This window comes from Microbacterium resistens NBRC 103078 (assembly GCF_001552355.1).
Classification (GTDB): Bacteria; Actinomycetota; Actinomycetes; order Actinomycetales; family Microbacteriaceae; genus Microbacterium; species Microbacterium resistens.
In genome coordinates this window covers 1-14,105 of record NZ_BCRA01000113.1, presented here as the reverse complement: position 1 = coordinate 14,105, position 14,105 = coordinate 1, and the positions used below count along the sequence as shown (strand labels likewise).

General features: G+C 71.4%; 17 protein-coding genes and 2 tRNA genes. 7 read left to right on the top strand and 12 right to left on the bottom strand.

The window, feature by feature from the left end:
* Positions 1-129 precede the first annotated feature (129 nt).
* The 5 genes from MR1_RS16040 to soxR form a co-directional block, all read right to left on the bottom strand.
* Positions 130-201 (bottom strand) — tRNA-Lys (locus MR1_RS16040).
* A 237-nt stretch (positions 202-438) separates the two neighbouring features.
* On the bottom strand, positions 439-951 hold the full coding sequence (locus MR1_RS16035; protein ID WP_067249211.1) for a flavin reductase family protein: 513 nt from the start codon (positions 949-951) through the stop codon (positions 439-441).
* Entirely contained in the window at positions 948-2,312 is a 1,365-nt protein-coding gene (locus MR1_RS16030; protein ID WP_067249209.1) for an FAD-dependent oxidoreductase, read from the bottom strand. Before MR1_RS16030 ends, MR1_RS16035 begins: the two co-directional genes overlap by 4 nt.
* A gap of 129 nt (positions 2,313-2,441) precedes the next feature.
* Entirely contained in the window at positions 2,442-3,041 is a 600-nt protein-coding gene (locus MR1_RS16025) for a superoxide dismutase (protein WP_067249201.1), read from the bottom strand.
* Between the two features lie 81 nt (positions 3,042-3,122).
* Positions 3,123-3,587 (bottom strand): redox-sensitive transcriptional activator SoxR, encoded by a 465-nt coding sequence (gene soxR, locus MR1_RS16020; RefSeq protein ID WP_255218178.1) that lies wholly within the window; start codon positions 3,585-3,587, stop codon positions 3,123-3,125.
* An 80-nt stretch (positions 3,588-3,667) separates the two neighbouring features.
* On the opposite strand from soxR, the gene fdxA reads away from it, so the two are divergent.
* Entirely contained in the window at positions 3,668-3,997 is a 330-nt protein-coding gene (fdxA, locus tag MR1_RS16015) for a ferredoxin (protein ID WP_067249199.1), read from the top strand.
* An 18-nt stretch (positions 3,998-4,015) separates the two neighbouring features.
* On the opposite strand, the gene MR1_RS16010 is transcribed toward fdxA, so the two are convergent.
* Positions 4,016-4,534 carry a CGNR zinc finger domain-containing protein gene (locus MR1_RS16010; RefSeq protein WP_067249197.1) on the bottom strand — a complete coding sequence of 173 codons (519 nt, stop codon included), beginning with the start codon at positions 4,532-4,534 and terminating at the stop codon, positions 4,016-4,018.
* Between the two features lie 25 nt (positions 4,535-4,559).
* On the opposite strand from MR1_RS16010, the gene MR1_RS16005 reads away from it, so the two are divergent.
* Positions 4,560-4,820, top strand: coding sequence for a hypothetical protein (locus tag MR1_RS16005; RefSeq protein WP_067249193.1), 261 nt, complete (start codon positions 4,560-4,562; stop codon positions 4,818-4,820).
* Between the two features lie 34 nt (positions 4,821-4,854).
* On the opposite strand, the gene MR1_RS16000 is transcribed toward MR1_RS16005, so the two are convergent.
* On the bottom strand, positions 4,855-6,630 hold the full coding sequence (locus MR1_RS16000; RefSeq protein WP_067249191.1) for a 2-isopropylmalate synthase: 1,776 nt from the start codon (positions 6,628-6,630) through the stop codon (positions 4,855-4,857).
* 163 nt (positions 6,631-6,793) lie between these two features.
* Here MR1_RS16000 and MR1_RS15995 point away from each other — a divergent pair, with 163 nt between their 5' ends.
* Both MR1_RS15995 and MR1_RS15990 read left to right on the top strand, forming a co-directional pair.
* Positions 6,794-7,462 carry a FadR/GntR family transcriptional regulator gene (locus MR1_RS15995; protein ID WP_067249187.1) on the top strand — a complete coding sequence of 223 codons (669 nt, stop codon included), beginning with the start codon at positions 6,794-6,796 and terminating at the stop codon, positions 7,460-7,462.
* Positions 7,459-8,283, top strand: coding sequence for an ABC transporter ATP-binding protein (locus tag MR1_RS15990; RefSeq protein WP_067249184.1), 825 nt, complete (start codon positions 7,459-7,461; stop codon positions 8,281-8,283). Before MR1_RS15995 ends, MR1_RS15990 begins: the two co-directional genes overlap by 4 nt.
* Before the next feature lie 14 nt (positions 8,284-8,297).
* Here MR1_RS15990 and MR1_RS15985 read toward each other — a convergent pair whose 3' ends face one another.
* Together MR1_RS15985 and MR1_RS15980 are read right to left on the bottom strand one after the other, a co-directional pair.
* On the bottom strand, positions 8,298-8,891 hold the full coding sequence (locus tag MR1_RS15985) for a DUF1697 domain-containing protein (RefSeq protein ID WP_084344802.1): 594 nt from the start codon (positions 8,889-8,891) through the stop codon (positions 8,298-8,300).
* A complete protein-coding gene (locus tag MR1_RS15980; protein ID WP_067249180.1) occupies positions 8,888-9,466 on the bottom strand; it encodes an isochorismatase family protein in 579 nt (192 codons plus the stop codon). Before MR1_RS15980 ends, MR1_RS15985 begins: the two co-directional genes overlap by 4 nt.
* A gap of 141 nt (positions 9,467-9,607) precedes the next feature.
* On the opposite strand from MR1_RS15980, the gene MR1_RS15975 reads away from it, so the two are divergent.
* Positions 9,608-9,680 (top strand) — tRNA-Thr (locus tag MR1_RS15975).
* A gap of 73 nt (positions 9,681-9,753) precedes the next feature.
* On the opposite strand, the gene MR1_RS15970 is transcribed toward MR1_RS15975, so the two are convergent.
* Positions 9,754-10,782, bottom strand: coding sequence for a fatty acid desaturase family protein (locus MR1_RS15970; protein WP_084344800.1), 1,029 nt, complete (start codon positions 10,780-10,782; stop codon positions 9,754-9,756).
* Between the two features lie 292 nt (positions 10,783-11,074).
* Positions 11,075-11,278 (bottom strand): cold-shock protein, encoded by a 204-nt coding sequence (locus MR1_RS15965; RefSeq protein WP_067249177.1) that lies wholly within the window; start codon positions 11,276-11,278, stop codon positions 11,075-11,077.
* A 536-nt stretch (positions 11,279-11,814) separates the two neighbouring features.
* Here MR1_RS15965 and MR1_RS15960 point away from each other — a divergent pair.
* Positions 11,815-12,489: a hypothetical protein gene (locus MR1_RS15960; protein ID WP_067249174.1), complete on the top strand. Its 675-nt coding sequence runs from the start codon at positions 11,815-11,817 to the stop codon at positions 12,487-12,489.
* A 99-nt stretch (positions 12,490-12,588) separates the two neighbouring features.
* Positions 12,589-12,891, top strand: a complete 303-nt coding sequence (locus tag MR1_RS15955; RefSeq protein WP_067249170.1) for a DUF7882 family protein — start codon at positions 12,589-12,591, stop codon at positions 12,889-12,891.
* Between the two features lie 24 nt (positions 12,892-12,915).
* On the opposite strand, the gene srmL is transcribed toward MR1_RS15955, so the two are convergent.
* Complete coding sequence (srmL, locus tag MR1_RS15950; protein WP_067249166.1) at positions 12,916-14,031, bottom strand: PheS-related mystery ligase SrmL; 1,116 nt, start codon at positions 14,029-14,031, stop codon at positions 12,916-12,918.
* Between the last annotated feature and the right edge of the window lie 74 nt (positions 14,032-14,105).

Genomic DNA, 14,105 nt, shown 5'->3' with positions numbered 1-14,105 from the left:
CGGCCCCCGGCGCGACGGCGCCGGGGGCCGTCGGCGTGCGCCATAGACCGCGCCCCGCGCACCGATGTCGGCGGTGCGCCGTAGCGTGGACGAGGACCCGGGAGGAGAGTCCGCCGATGTCCGAACAGGTGCCCCCGGGGAATTCCGACATCCCGACCCACCGGTTAAAAGCCGGTTGCTCTGCCTCTGAGCTACGGGGGCCCGTGCCGACTCAGAAGACCTGCGGCACGTGCCGACAGTCTAAGCCACTCGCCGAATTCAACCGGAAAGCTCGCGACGATCATCGCGGAGATCGCACGATGCGACGTGCGGTGCCGCAACTGCCATGCGATCGTCACCTACGAGCGGATGGGCGGCTCCTGGCGCACCCGCGCCTCCCCGCACCGGCCGCCGTGACCGGCCGCGGGTCGTGGGTTCGAGCCCCACGGGGCCCACCGGTCAGGCGGCGGACGGCACGGCGAGCCGCGTCGTGGTGTGGAAGGCGCGGTTCCAGCGCAGGAGCGGCACGCCCTCCTCGGGAGCGCTGCCGCGCGTGACCTCCCCCACGAGCAGCATCTGGTCGTTGACAGGCGTGGTCGAGTGGGTCGTGCACCACAGCGTCACGAGCGCATCGGGAAGGAAGAGCGGTCCCTCCGCGGAGGCGACGGCGCCCGCCTCGCCCAGCGCGTCCAGGCGCTCGGCGCGCGTGCCCGGAGAGGTGAGCCGCCGCACCAGCGGCAGGTGGTGCGCGGCGAGCACCGACACCGCCCACGGCGCGCCGGCCGTGATCGCGGGCAACGCGTCGCGATCCTGCCCGACGGAGACGGCGAGGGTGAACGGGTTCACCGACGCGGTGAGCACCGACGCGGCGATGAAGAAGAGATCGTGGTCGTCGTCGCGGGTGGCGACGAGGGTGATGCCGCTGCCGTAACGGGCGAAGCTGTCGTACAGCGAGGGATCGACGGCGCTCACGCGACCACCGCCTCGGCCCGGGCCGCGATGTCCCTGAGCTCCCCACGGTCCGCGACCTTGATCCGCTCCCGCCCGCGTTCGGCGCCGAGCGCGCGCTCGTGCGCGTCGACCCGCAGCCAGCCGTCCCAGTCGACCGCGGTGACGCCGGCGGCCTCCCGCAGCGGGGGAAGCGGATCCCGGTCCGGCCCGTCGAGCGGGCGCCGCTCGAGATCCGCGACGAGCTGGGAGACGGTCTGCAGCGAGTCGGACTTCGTCGACCCGATCAGCCCCACCGGCCCCCGCTTGATCCAGCCGCTGACGTACAGACCGGGGATCGGCGTCCCGGCGCTGTCCAGCACGCGCCCCTGATCGTTCGGGATGCGGCGACGCACGGGATCGAAGGGCACGCCCGGCACCGGGCTCGACGCATACCCCACGGCGCGATACACCTGTCCCACCGGGTAGTGGCGCAGCTCCCCCGTGCCCTCGACGGTCCCGTTGACGAGGTGCCGCGTCCGCTCCACCGTGATGCCCTCCACGCGATCGGTCCCGTCCAGCCGCACCGGCGCCTGCATGAAGTGCAGGTGGATGCGCCGCGAGGCCGTCCGCGTCGCCGGATCCCGCTCCGACCACTCCCGGATCGTGCGCGCGACGATCCTCCGCTGGTTCGAGCTCTTCATGAGCTCCTCGCTGGAGCGGTCGAAGACCATGTCCGCCGGGTCCACGATGACGTCGACGTCCGCGACCTCGCCGAGCTCGCGCAGCTCCAGCGGCGAGAACGCGGCCTCCGCCGGCCCCCGGCGGGCGAACACGTGCACGTCGGTGATCCGGCTGCGACGCAGACCCTCGTGGACGTGGTCCGGGATCTCCGTGGAGAGCAGGTCGTCGGCGTGCTTGGCGAGCATCCGGGTGACGTCCAGCGCCACGTTGCCCGCACCGATGACGGCCACCTGCTCCGCGTCCAGCGGCCACTCCCGGGCGGCGTCCGGGTGCGCGTCGTACCAGGAGACGAACGCGGACGCGCCGAAGGATCCGGGCAGATCCACACCCGGGATCGGCAGCGGCGCGTCGTCGTCGGCCCCGGTGGTCAGGATCACGGCGTCATAGGCCGCGCGCAGCCGGTCGATGCCGATGTCCGTGCCGACGTCGACGCCGGCGACGAGCCGGATGTCCCGCCGGTCGAGGACCGCATGGAGCGAGTCGATGATCGCCTTGATGCGGGGGTGGTCGGGGGCGACGCCGTAGCGGACGAGACCGAACGGCACCGGGAGCCGCTCGAACAGGTCGACACGCGTGGGGAACGGCTGCTGGCGGAGGATGTCGGCGGTGAACACGCCGGCGGGGCCGGCGCCGACGACGGCGACGTTGAGGGGGCGGATCATGCGCGATGGGCTCTCTGGTACGGGGATCGGTGGGGGCCGGCCGGCGTCGTCCTCGTGGGCGCGCGACGACCGGCCCAGGCGGACGCCCGGATGCGGGCGTCCGCGCGCGGCGGCGGATGGCCGGGCGCGTCAGTTCGCGACGGCGGCGAAGCGCGCCGCGACGTCGGACCAGTTCGCGATCTCCCAGAACGCCTTCACGTAGTCGGCCCGGACGTTCTGGTAGTCCAGGTAGTAGGCGTGCTCCCAGACGTCCAGCTGCAGCAGCGGCGTGACGCCCAGCGGCACGTTGCTCTGCTGATCGAACATCTGGAACACGAGCGGCTTCGCGCCGAGACGGTCCCACGCGAGCACGGCCCATCCGGAACCCTGGACGCCGAGGGCCGTCGCGGTGAAGTGCGCCTGGAACTTCTCGAAGGAGCCGAAGGCGTCGTCGAGCGCCGCCGCGAGCTCGCCCTCGGGCCGGCCGCCGCCGTCCGGGGACATGTTCTGCCAGAAGACCGAGTGGTTCAGGTGCCCGCCGAGATTGAAGGCCAGGTCCTTCTCCAGCTTGTTCACGGCGGCGAGGTCGCCGCTCTCGCGCGCCTCCTCCAGCTGCTCGAGCGCGGTGTTCGCGCCCGTGACGTACGCCTGGTGGTGCTTGGAGTGGTGCAGCTCCATGATCCGCGCCGAGACGTGCGGCGCGAGCGCGGAGTAGTCGTAGGGCAGCTCGGGCAGTGTGTAGACGGCCATGCGATTCCTTTCCGAAAGGGTCGCGTCCACCGTAAAACCTCAAGTGCACTTGAGGTCAAATCGGCCGATCCGCGTCACCTCTCACTCGTCGTCCGCGTCGGCCAGACGGCGCGGCCCCGCCCCGAGAGCGGCGAGCGCATCGCCAGGGTTCAGCAGCGCGCAGGCCTTCATCGACAGGCAGCCGCAGCCGATGCACCCGGTCAGCTCGTGCTCCAGCCGCTCGAGGCGTCGGCGGCGCTCTTCGAGCTGACGCTTCCACGCCCGCGACGCGCGCTGCCAGTCCTCGTGGCTCGGCGTCCTGTCGAGCGGCACGGCGGCGAACGCCTCCTGGACGTCGGTCAGCGGGATGCCGAGGTTCTTCGCCACCGCGATCAGCGAGACGCGGCGCAGCATGTGCCGCGCGAACCGACGCTGATTGCCCGCGGTGCGCACGGACGCGATGAGCCCGAGGTCCTCGTAGTAGCGCAGCGCCGACACCGCGACACCCGTGCGCGCGCTCATCTCCCCGATCGTCAGCAGTTCCTCCGGCTCGTGCGCGGCAACCACGGGTCCTCCTTCGATTTGACCTCAAGTGCACTTGAGATCCTACGGTGAAGGACCGGACGAGAAGGAGGGCGGGAGCACCCATGACCTACGTGATCGCGCTGCCGTGCGTGGACCTGAAGGACCGCGCGTGCATCGACGAGTGCCCCGTGGACTGCATCTACGAGGGCGAGCGCTCCCTCTACATCCACCCGGACGAGTGCGTGGACTGCGGGGCGTGCGAGCCCGTGTGCCCGGTCGAGGCCATCTTCTACGAGGACGATCTCCCCGACGAATGGCAGGACTACTACAAGGCGAACGTCGAGTTCTTCGACGAGATCGGGTCCCCCGGCGGGGCCGCGCGGACCGGCCCGCTCCCGTACGACCACCCGCTGATCGCCGCCCTGCCCCCGCAGGAGCACGACGAGGACTGAGGTGGCACCAGGCCCGCGTCAGGCCCGGCGGGCCCGATGCCGGCGGACGGCGTCGCGATTGGCGCAGCGGACCGAGCAGTAGCGCTGCCGACCGTTGCGGGTGATGTCCACGATGACGTTGGTGCAGGGATCGGCCGCGCATCGACCGAGCCGGTGCATCCCCCGCGTGGCCAGATGCAGCGCCGTCCCCACAGCGATGACCGCGCGCAGCACGTACGGCAGGGCGTCGTCCGGATCCCGGTAGTGCAGGTGCCAGCCTTCGCCGTCGTGGTCGGTGAGATGCGGGTGCGCGGCGGCCTCGGCCATCATCCGGTTCAGGAGGACGGCGCGATCCGCCGGGTCCTCGGCGTCGACGACCCGCAGCCACTCGTCGATCACGGCGCGCGTGCGCTCATGGTCGTCCGGGGCGGCCCGGAAGACCATGGTCATGCCGAACCGCCGCGTGCGCGCCTCGATCCCTGCGCGGTCCGCGGGCCAGTCGTCCGCCAGCGACGCGGCCAGGAGCGTCGCGTACTCGCCGTAAGGGTTGAGATGCATAAGCCCATTACATCATCCTGGGCTCATGTCCGCTCCCGCCACGCGTCCCGTCCCTCTGCCGGCCCCCGTCGAGCGCACCGCCGCCCGGCACGAGCACGGGTGGATCTCCGAGTCCCGCCATCCCACCTCGGAGGGCGTGATCGTGTACGTACGCTGCACCGCCTGCGGCACCCGACGGGTCGATCTCGTCCCCACACCGACCCTGCCCCCGCTCGCCGTGAGCCGGGGCATCGGCGCGCCCGCCGACACCCCGCCTCCGCGCACGCCCGCGGCGCCCGGCCGCTGACGACCGGACCCCGCGGGTCGTGCGCACCGCCGCCTCAGACCGCCGAGACCGCTGCGGACACCCGCGCCGCCGCGGCCATCACGGCCGCGAGGGACGCCCCGAGCGTGGAGGCGTGCACGCCCGCCGCCCACGCGACCTCGTCGCCGCGGCGATACTCGAGCATCGTGAGCGCCTGCGCGTCGCTCCCCCGGTCGAGGCTCGTCTGGTGCAGGCTCAGGACGTCGACCAGGATGCCGCGCACCGCCAGCGCCGCCACGAGCGCCTCGACCGGCCCGATGTCGTCGAAGACCGAGTCGGCCCGGCCGCCGTCCGCCTCCAGCACCACCCGGGTGCGCGAGCGCCCGCCCTCCTCCGCCACGTCGAACCCGGCGAGCGCGACCGCTGAGGCGGGCGAGGCGAGGTATGCCGTCGTGAAGATGTCCCACAGGGCCGCCGCGGAGATCTCGTCCCCGGCCTCGTCCGCGTGCTCCTGCACGTGCCGGGCGAAGTCGATCTGGAGGCGGCGGGGCAGCTCGACGCCGTACTCGCTCTCCAGCAGGTACGCGATCCCGCCCTTGCCGGACTGCGAGTTCACGCGGATCACCGCGTCGTAGCTGCGCCCGATGTCCGCCGGGTCGATCGGCAGGTAGGGCACCCGCCAGGCGATCTCCCGCTCCGCGACGCCGGTCGAGCGCGCCCGCTCCCGGTGCTCCGCGAACCCCTTCCGGATCGCGTCCTGGTGCGTGCCGCTGAAGGCGGTGTGGACGAGGTCGCCGACGTACGGATGGCGCGGATGGACCTCGATGCGGTTGCTGTGCTCGACGACCCTGCGGATCTCGTCGATGTCGGAGAAGTCGATCATCGGATCGACGCCCTGGGCGTGGAGGTTCAGCGCGAGCGTCACCAGGTCGACGTTGCCCGTGCGCTCACCGTTGCCGAACAGGCACCCCTCGACGCGCTGGGCGCCGGCGAGGACCGCGAGCTCCGCGCAGGCGACGCCGGTCCCGCGGTCGTTGTGCGGGTGCACGGAAAGGATGACGCCGTCGCGACGCGCCACGCTGCGGTGCATGTGCTCGATCTGGTCCGCGTAGACGTTCGGCGTCGCGATCTCGACGGTGGCCGGCAGGTTCAGGATCACCGGGCGGTCCGGCGACGCCTCCCACAGCGCGGTCACCGCGTCGCACACCTCGATCGCGAAGTCCGGCTCGGTGAGGTTGAAGACCTCGGGCGAGAACTCGTACCGGACGTTCGCCAGGGACGCCGTGCGGTCGCGGACCTCCCGGGCGCCGTCGAGGATGAGCCGCAGCAGCTCTGCGCGATCCCGCCCGAGCACGACGTCGCGCCAGACGGGGGCGGTCGCGGTGTACATGTGGATGACGACCTCGTTGCGGATCCCGCGGATCGATTCGACGGTCTTCGCGATGAGGTCGGCCCGCGCCAGCGTGAACACGACGATGGTCACGTCGTCGGGCGCGAGCGGCTCGTCGGCGAGCAGCCGCACGAAGTCGTGGTCGGTGCGGCTCGCCGACGGGTAGCCGACCTCGATCTCCTTGTACCCCATGGCGACCATGAGTTCGAAGAAGCGTCGCTTGCGGAGGGGATCCATCGGCTCGGCGAGGGCCTGGTTGCCGTCGCGGAGATCGACGGGCACCCACAGCGGCGCGCGCTCCAGCCGACGGTCGGGCCAGGTCCGCTCGACGAGCGGGACCTCCACACGGGAGTGCACGTCGGCGTAGCGGTGCGACGGCATCTGGGAGTGACGCTGACGGTTCCAGGCCGGAGCGTCGGCGGGGCGGGGGCCACGCGGGGTCGAGAGGGTGGGATGAGGCATGTCCGGGTCCTTCTGGTCGGGATCGATGAGACGACCGGCACACGTCGAACCCCCACGGAGGGGGTCCGGTCGATCAGGCCCCGCCGTGGCAGCGAAGGAGGAGGATGCCCGCGAGCATGGCTAGAATGTAGCACAACTCCTCAGACAAGCAGATAGGAATGACATGAGACAGGTCGTCCGGGGCACGCTCGCGGATCAGGCAGCGGCCCTCCTGCTCGACCGGATCCGCGCCGGCGAGTGGGCGCTGGGCGCGCGTCTTCCCGGAGAGACGACCCTGGGCCCGCAGCTCGGGGTCGGACGCTCCACGGTGCGGGAGGCGATCCGCCAGCTCGCGGGTCGGGGAGTCCTCGTGAGCCGGCAGGGGGCCGGCGTGTTCGTCGCGGCCCTGGACGCCGCGGAGGACTGGGATGCGGTGCTGCAGCGCGCCGACATCCTCTCCGTCATCGAGGCGCGCGTCGCCATCGAGTCCGAGGCGGCCGCGCTCGCCGCCGCGCGTCGCACCCCCGCGGACCTCCGTGCGATCCGTCGGGCGCTGGGCGCCCGTGCCGGGGAGCACACGTCGATCGAGTCCTACGTGGACGCGGACACGGCGTTCCACCGCAGCGTCGTCGCCGCGGCGCACAACCCGATCCTCGGCGAGATGTTCGACGGCTTCACGCCGCGTCTGCGCCCCGCCATGGTCGACATGCTGCGGATCCGCGGCGCCCACGACACGGCAGCCGACCACCGGGCGCACGAGGAGCTCGCCGCGAGCATCGCCGACCGGGACGCGACGGAGGCGGCGCGGCGCAGCCGTGCGCACCTGACCGGCCTCGCGGAGGCCCTCGCATGAGCACGGTCCCCGGATCCGGTTCCCCCGACGACCGCGTCCTGGAACTGCGCGGCGTCGTCTTCCGGCGCGACGGCAACACCATCCTGCACGGCATCGACCTCGCCGTGCACCGGGGCGAGCACTGGGCGCTGCTCGGGCCCAACGGCGCCGGCAAGAGCACGATCCTCGGCTTCTGCGGGGCGCGCACGCATCCCAGCGCCGGCACCGTGGACGTCCTGGGCCGACGGCTGGGACGCGTGGACCTGCAGGAGCTTCGGCGCGAGATCGGTCACGTGGACCCGCGCCACCCGCTGCGCAGCCCGCTGACCGTCGAGGACGTGGTCCTGACGGGGATCACGGGGACCGTGGAGACGCCGATGCGCTGGGTCGCCACCGACGCGCAGCGTGCCCGCGCCGCGAGGGAGATCGACGGGGTCGGACTGTCCCACCGCCGACGCACCGCCTGGCCGCTGCTGTCCCAGGGCGAGCGGGGACGAGCGCTGATCGCCCGCGCCCTCATCGCCGACCCGCGTCTGCTCCTCCTGGACGAGCCCACGACCGGGCTGGACGTCGCCGCGCGCGAGCAGTTCCTGGAGACCGTGGACGATCTCGGACGCCGCGAGCCCGGCCTCGCGACGATCCTCGTCACCCACCACCTGGAGGAGCTCCCGGAGAGCACCACGCACGCGATGGTCATCGCCGAGGGCCGGGTGGTCGCGGCGGGTGCGGTCGAAGACGTGGTGACGACCGAGACCATCTCCGCGGCCTTCGCCCATCCGATCGCGGTGAGCCGCGAGGACCACCGCTGGTCCGCCCGCGCGGTCCGGGCCGTCCCGGTCTGAGACGCCCTGCCCGGTCAGGCGGTCCGCTCGGCGAGGGTGCGCACGGTGCGGACGTTCCGTGCCGTGCCCGCAACGCCCAGCGCCCGGTCGAGGACCGATTTCGTGAGCTTCGTGCCGTGCACGCCGGACGACGCGTAGTCGATCCAGAGGTCCTCCCCGCACAGCGCGATCCGCTCCCCCGGCACCAGCCGTGCCGCGAGCGCCTCCTCGGCGCCGCCCGCGGGCGGTCCGGCGAGGAACATGACGTGCAGCAGCTTGTCGTGCGCAGCGTCCGGGAACGGATTGCGGTCGAGGGCGTCGAGGAGCTGTCCGCGGGTGCGCAGGATCACCGGGGTGTCCACCCCGAACTCACCGGCGATGAGGAGGCGGACGCGCTCGCAGAGGTCCGCCCGCGCAGCGGCGTCACCGGGATCCGGGCAGATCACGTTGCCGCTCGCGATGTACGTGGCGACATCGCTCAGCCCCAGCCGCTCGGACAGCAGCGCGCGCAGCTGCGCCATGGGAACCCGGTTGCGCCCGCTCACGTTCACCGCACGCAGCAGCAGGACGCACCGCTGCCGGACTTCGCGCTCCTCCGGCCCGACGTCCGTGGCCGCTGCCGTGCTCACTCGGCCGTCTCGACGAGCTCGGCGCCCGCGTGGGCGAGCTCGGCGAGGGCCGCTTCCGAGGACGCCGCGCCCACCCCGGCGACGAGCCCCGTGAGGATCCGCACCCGCACCCCGTGAGCGATCGCGTCGAGGGCGGACGCGCGCACGCAATGATCGGTCGCGATCCCGACCACGTCCGCGACGAGGACGCCGCGCCCGGAGAGGATCTCCGCGACGCTCTCCCCCGCCTCGGTGGCGCCCTCGAACATCGAGTACGCGGGCACGCCCTGGCCCTTACGCACATGGTGGGTCACCGCGTCGGTCGTCAGCAGGGGGTCGTACTCGGCTCCCGGCGTCCCCGCCACGCAGTGGACGGGCCACGTGTCGACATAGTCGGGCTCCTCGGAGAAGTGCCCGCCGTTGTCGCCGTCGGCGTCGTGCCAGTCGCGCGATGCCACGATCACGTCGTACTCCGCGGCGTGATCGGCGAGATACGCGGACACGCCCGCGGCCACGGCGTCGCCGCCGTCCACGGCGAGCGCTCCGCCCTCGGTGAAGTCGTTCTGGACGTCGACGATGAGCAGTGCCCTGGCCATGTCTCGAGCGTACGCCCCCGCCCTCCCGCCCGCATCGGCCGCGCGGCGCGTGCGGGATCCGGCGCGTGGTTCGCAGCACGGCTCCGGACAGGGTAAGATCGTTGTTCGTGCGGTTCGCCGCACAGGCGCCACTCGTGGCACGCCGCCTTAGCTCAGACGGCAGAGCGATTCACTCGTAATGAATAGGTCAAGGGTTCGATTCCCTTAGGCGGCTCACACAGAAGCCCCCGTCAGGACACCGGTCCGGACGGGGGCTTCGTGGTTCTGGGCTTCGCCCGGTTCGTGCTTCAGCCGCGACGGTACTCGGCGCTGATCGGGCAGTCGAAGGGATCCCGAGCCGCGAGCCCGACACGGTTCAGGTACTGGATCACGATCGCATACGACCGGACGAGCGTCGTCTCCGTGTAGGGCACGTCGTTGGCGCGGCAGTGCTCGCGCACGATCGCGCGGGCACGGGAGAGGTGCGGCCGCGGCATGTTCGGGAACAGGTGATGCTCGATCTGGTAGTTCAGTCCGCCCATGAGCCAGGTGGCCCACCAGCCGCCGCTGATGTTGCGGGACGTGCGCACCTGCTTGGTGAAGAAGTCCAGACGTGCGTCCGCGGCGATGACCGGCATGCCCTTGTGGTTGGGCGCGAACGACGCCCCCATGTACACGCCGAAGACGGCGAGCTGGACGCCCACGAAGGCGAACGCCATGCCCAGCGGAAGCAGAACGAACACCGGGACGAGCACGACGGCGAAGCGGACGGCGAGCAGAGCCAGTTCCTGGCCGCGGCCGGCGATCCGCCCCCGCGAGAGGAGGTGACGCACACTGAGCGCGTGCAGGTTGAGCCCTTCCAGGGTGAGCAACGGGAAGAACAACCAGCCCTGTCTCCTGGTGATCGCCCGGATGTGCCCTCGCGAGCGCGCGGCGTCCTCGTCCAGGAACGAGATCGTGTCGACCTCGATGTCGGGGTCTTTCCCGACCCGGTTCGGATTGCCGTGGTGACGGGTGTGCTTGGAGTCCCACCACGAGTGGCTCATCCCGACCACGCCGCCGAGGACCCGTGCGAGCCGGAGGTTCGCGGGACCGCTCGTCAGGATCTGCCGGTGGGCCGCCTCATGAGCGAGGAATGCGACCTGGGTGAAGAGCACCCCCAGGGCCGCGGCGATGAGGAGCTGGAACCAGCTGTCGCCGAGAAGGAGGAAGCCCGCGATGCAGGCCGCGAACCCCAGCGTCAGCGCCGTGCCGACGGCGGCGTAGAAGTGCGGCGTCCGCGACAGGAGCCCCGTCTCCCGGACGGTCCGGGAGAGCTGGGTGTACGCCTTCGCCATCGGCGGGAACGCGTCCGCGCCTGCGTATGTCTGCCGGACGGGACCGAGGGTGCCGGCCGGGGACGGTGCAGTGAGGGAAAGGGAGATGATTCTCTCCTCTGATCGGAGCCCGTGAGCCGTGGAAGCCAAGGGCGGACGCCGATCGCTACGCGCCACGCTACGCGTCCTCGCATGCCCCGAACCGAATACGGCTCCTCCCGCGCGGTCGTCGGCGGGAGGCGCCACTCTCGCCGGACACGAAGACGGGTCCCCGGACGCGTCGGCGCCGGAGGACCCGTCTCGGTGCGAAAGGTCAGATGACCTGGATGTTCGCTGCCTGCATTCCCTTCGGACCGCGCTCGGAGTCGAACGAGACCTTCTGGTTCTCCTCGAGGTTGCGGTAGCCGTCGCCCGTGATCGCGCTGAAGTGCGCGAACACGTCGTCGGATCCGTCGTCGGGCGCGATGAAGCCGAAGCCCTTCTCGGAGTTGAACCATTTGACGGTGCCAGTGGCCATGACGTCATTCCTTCGTTGTCCGGGACCACGGGAGTGATCCGTGTATCCGCAGCGAGTTCGCGGCGGAAGTCTGAGGTGGTCGGGTGATCGGCGAGATCCCGTGGGAGCTCCGATGATGCACGGGTTCTCGCCCGAGCGGAGGAGGACGGCGGAGCAGATACGGCAACCAATCGACAGAGCGGGCACCGCGGGCGCGATGCATCCGAAGCCACTGAACTGGATACCCGCCGGGCCATCGCCCGGGCCAGAAGCTGGTCTGGAGCCAGGCTCCAGCAGAAACACAACTTCAACAACCTGGGGACAGCCTACCCCATCGGATGCACAGGGCGTCGGACGGTGCCGCAGCGTCGGTCGTTGAGCGAGCGCAGCGAGACGAAACGCCCCCGGGTCACCGCGTTTCGTCTCGTCGCTGTCGGAAAGCGCGTCGGTCGTTGAGCGAGCGCAGCGAGACGAAACGCGTACGCCCCCGGGTCACCACGTTTCGACTCGACTCTTCACGCAGCGGGTGAGACCCACACCGTGAGTACAATCCGGGCATGCGCCGCCTCTCCCTGCTCGTCCCGCTCGCCCTCGCCGCCGTTCTGCTCGCCGGCTGCGCCCCGTCCGCCGCGGGACCGACACCCTCGACGTCGCCGACGACGGGCACCGGTGCCGACCCCTCCCCCGCCCCGACGCCGGAGGAGACGCCCGAGACCTCGGCACTGGTGCTTTCCCTCGACACCCTGTCGGCGGTGTCCGCAGACGGCGCCGTCCTCACGAGCGCTCCCCTCTCGGACGCCGCGGCCGTGACCTCGGTGCTGACCGACCATCTCGGCGAGCCCACCGCCACGACGCGCGACGACCGGTACGGGTTCACCTCCACGAAGTGGGGCGAGGCCGTCATCGTCGGGACGGCGGATCAGTCGTCCGACGCCAGCGTGAGCTTCCGGGCTGCGGAGATCGACGCGCTCGCACTGCGCTCGTCCGACGGCGCGAGCGTCGGGATGACCGGCGACGAGGTCGCGGCGACGGGCGCCAGCCTGGACTCGACCTGGTCCGATGACGCGAACGGCCGCAACCACGAGGTCTTCGTCTCCCAACGGAAGGCGATCGATGGGACCTCGTCGCTGGTGCACCCGGGAGAGACCGGAAGCGTCTTCGTGAGCTACGACGTGGTGAACAGCGTCCTCGAGTCCATCAGCGCGCCGGGCAACGACTTCAGCGACCTCTGACCCGCCGCCCGCGGGAGCACGAGACAGCACGAGGACGGAGGATCGTTCCTCCGCCTCGGCATGGTGCGGGGCGGGCGCGGGAGCGTAATGTGTCGGGGCATGGGAACCCTGTACTACGGCAGTCCCGAAACCGCCATCGAGATCGAGGATCGCACGCTCGCGCACCTGAAGATCGTGATCACGACCAAGCTCCGGCGAGACGAGAGCTTCACGGTCTCGTGGAAGCACCCCGAGAGTCAGCCGGAGGGACGCAGCACGATCTGGCTGCACCCGTCCATCCCGCTCCGGTTCGTGTTCGACGACCCCGAGCAGCCGCCGCTGAGCCGGAAGTGGATCGACGACCTCGCGCATTCCTCGCACTCGTCCGGAGGCATCGTCCTCGTCCCGGAGAACATGGAGTAAACGCACCGGTACGGCTGTTCGGCATCAGATCAGCTCCAGGGCGGGCCCCTCGTGCACGGCGAGGTAGACCGCGTTGCGGACGCGGTTCGCCTCCTCCGCCGTGAGCGTCCGGTCGATGGGTCGAAGGACGACCCGCAGCAGGACGTTGGTCTGCCCCGCCCGCGTCGCCAGGCGCTCGCGCGCCGCCGCGGGCAACTCGTCGTGCGGGGTGCGCGCCCGGATCGTGACCGACTCGATCACCTCGGCGTCGTCCCCGAGGGCGGTGCGGATGCGATCGCCCAGGGTCTCCTCGTCCGCCTCGGCTCCGACCACGACGGAGAGGTCCCGGCGAGTGGCCGGGAGCGGCGACACGTGGCGCCACGGCTCGAGGGTGAGCATCTGCGCGGCGATCCGCGGATCCGTGGCCCGCAGGTAGCGGATGTCAGGGATGGACTTGCGCAGCATCAGCGCCCGCTCCAGGCCCATCCCGAGCGCCAGTCCCGACCACCGCTCGGGGTCCAGGCCCGAGCGGCGGAGCACGTCGGGATGGATGCGCCCGCACTCGGCGAGCTCCAGCCACCGTCCGTCGTGACGGACGTCGATCTGCCTCCCGCCGATCGTGTACGGGTGCACCGCGTCCGTCACCCGCCACTCGGCCCCGGGAAGGACCGCCTCGACCAGGAGCGCGATCATCTCCCGCATCTCCTCGTCCGTGGTCTCTCCGGTGCGGATGCGCCACAGGTCGACCTGGTGCGGCTCCCCGACGTGGGTGCGGTCGACGACGTCCCGCCGGTACACGAGACCGGGGACCACGATCAGCTCATCGACGCGGTCCTCGCCGGCGTAGTCCTCCAGGGCGGTCGGCAGAAGCGCGCTCGTATGGCTGCGCAGCATCACCGTGGGGCTGACGTACCGCGTGTACCGGCGGGCTCGCGTCACGTCCTCGACGCCGTATCCGAGGCGGTCGTAGTTGTCCCGCACGGGGACGAGCGGGGACGAGCGGACGATCCGCACCGTGCAGCCCCACGACGTGCGGAGAGAGTCGACGACGCCGTCGAGCAGCGTCTGGACGGCATGCGGCCCCTGGACGGGATCCGTGAGATCGCGGATGGACAGAGCCCGCGTGAGCTGTGCGGGCGTCAGGTGGTCGGTCTTCGACATGAAAGGTCTCCGGTGTGGTCGGTCGGGGTGGAGAGCTTCCCCCGGCCGCGCCTACGAAGACCTGGGCGCTAGCT

Excerpts from the sequence above, each read along its gene's own strand:
- MR1_RS15990 (WP_067249184.1), top strand. The coding sequence starts at position 7,459 with ATGAGCACGGTCCCCGGATCCGGTTCCCCCGACGACCGCGTCCTGGAA.
- MR1_RS16000 (WP_067249191.1), bottom strand. The coding sequence starts at position 6,630 with ATGCCTCATCCCACCCTCTCGACCCCGCGTGGCCCCCGCCCCGCCGAC.
- MR1_RS15955 (WP_067249170.1), top strand. The coding sequence starts at position 12,589 with ATGGGAACCCTGTACTACGGCAGTCCCGAAACCGCCATCGAGATCGAG.
- MR1_RS16010 (WP_067249197.1), bottom strand. The coding sequence starts at position 4,534 with ATGCATCTCAACCCTTACGGCGAGTACGCGACGCTCCTGGCCGCGTCG.
- MR1_RS15970 (WP_084344800.1), bottom strand. The coding sequence starts at position 10,782 with ATGGCGAAGGCGTACACCCAGCTCTCCCGGACCGTCCGGGAGACGGGG.
- MR1_RS15995 (WP_067249187.1), top strand. The coding sequence starts at position 6,794 with ATGAGACAGGTCGTCCGGGGCACGCTCGCGGATCAGGCAGCGGCCCTC.
- fdxA (WP_067249199.1), top strand. The coding sequence starts at position 3,668 with ATGACCTACGTGATCGCGCTGCCGTGCGTGGACCTGAAGGACCGCGCG.
- MR1_RS16030 (WP_067249209.1), bottom strand. The coding sequence starts at position 2,312 with ATGATCCGCCCCCTCAACGTCGCCGTCGTCGGCGCCGGCCCCGCCGGC.
- srmL (WP_067249166.1), bottom strand. The coding sequence starts at position 14,031 with ATGTCGAAGACCGACCACCTGACGCCCGCACAGCTCACGCGGGCTCTG.
- MR1_RS15960 (WP_067249174.1), top strand. The coding sequence starts at position 11,815 with ATGCGCCGCCTCTCCCTGCTCGTCCCGCTCGCCCTCGCCGCCGTTCTG.
- MR1_RS16005 (WP_067249193.1), top strand. The coding sequence starts at position 4,560 with ATGTCCGCTCCCGCCACGCGTCCCGTCCCTCTGCCGGCCCCCGTCGAG.
- MR1_RS15980 (WP_067249180.1), bottom strand. The coding sequence starts at position 9,466 with ATGGCCAGGGCACTGCTCATCGTCGACGTCCAGAACGACTTCACCGAG.
- MR1_RS16025 (WP_067249201.1), bottom strand. The coding sequence starts at position 3,041 with ATGGCCGTCTACACACTGCCCGAGCTGCCCTACGACTACTCCGCGCTC.
- MR1_RS15965 (WP_067249177.1), bottom strand. The coding sequence starts at position 11,278 with ATGGCCACTGGCACCGTCAAATGGTTCAACTCCGAGAAGGGCTTCGGC.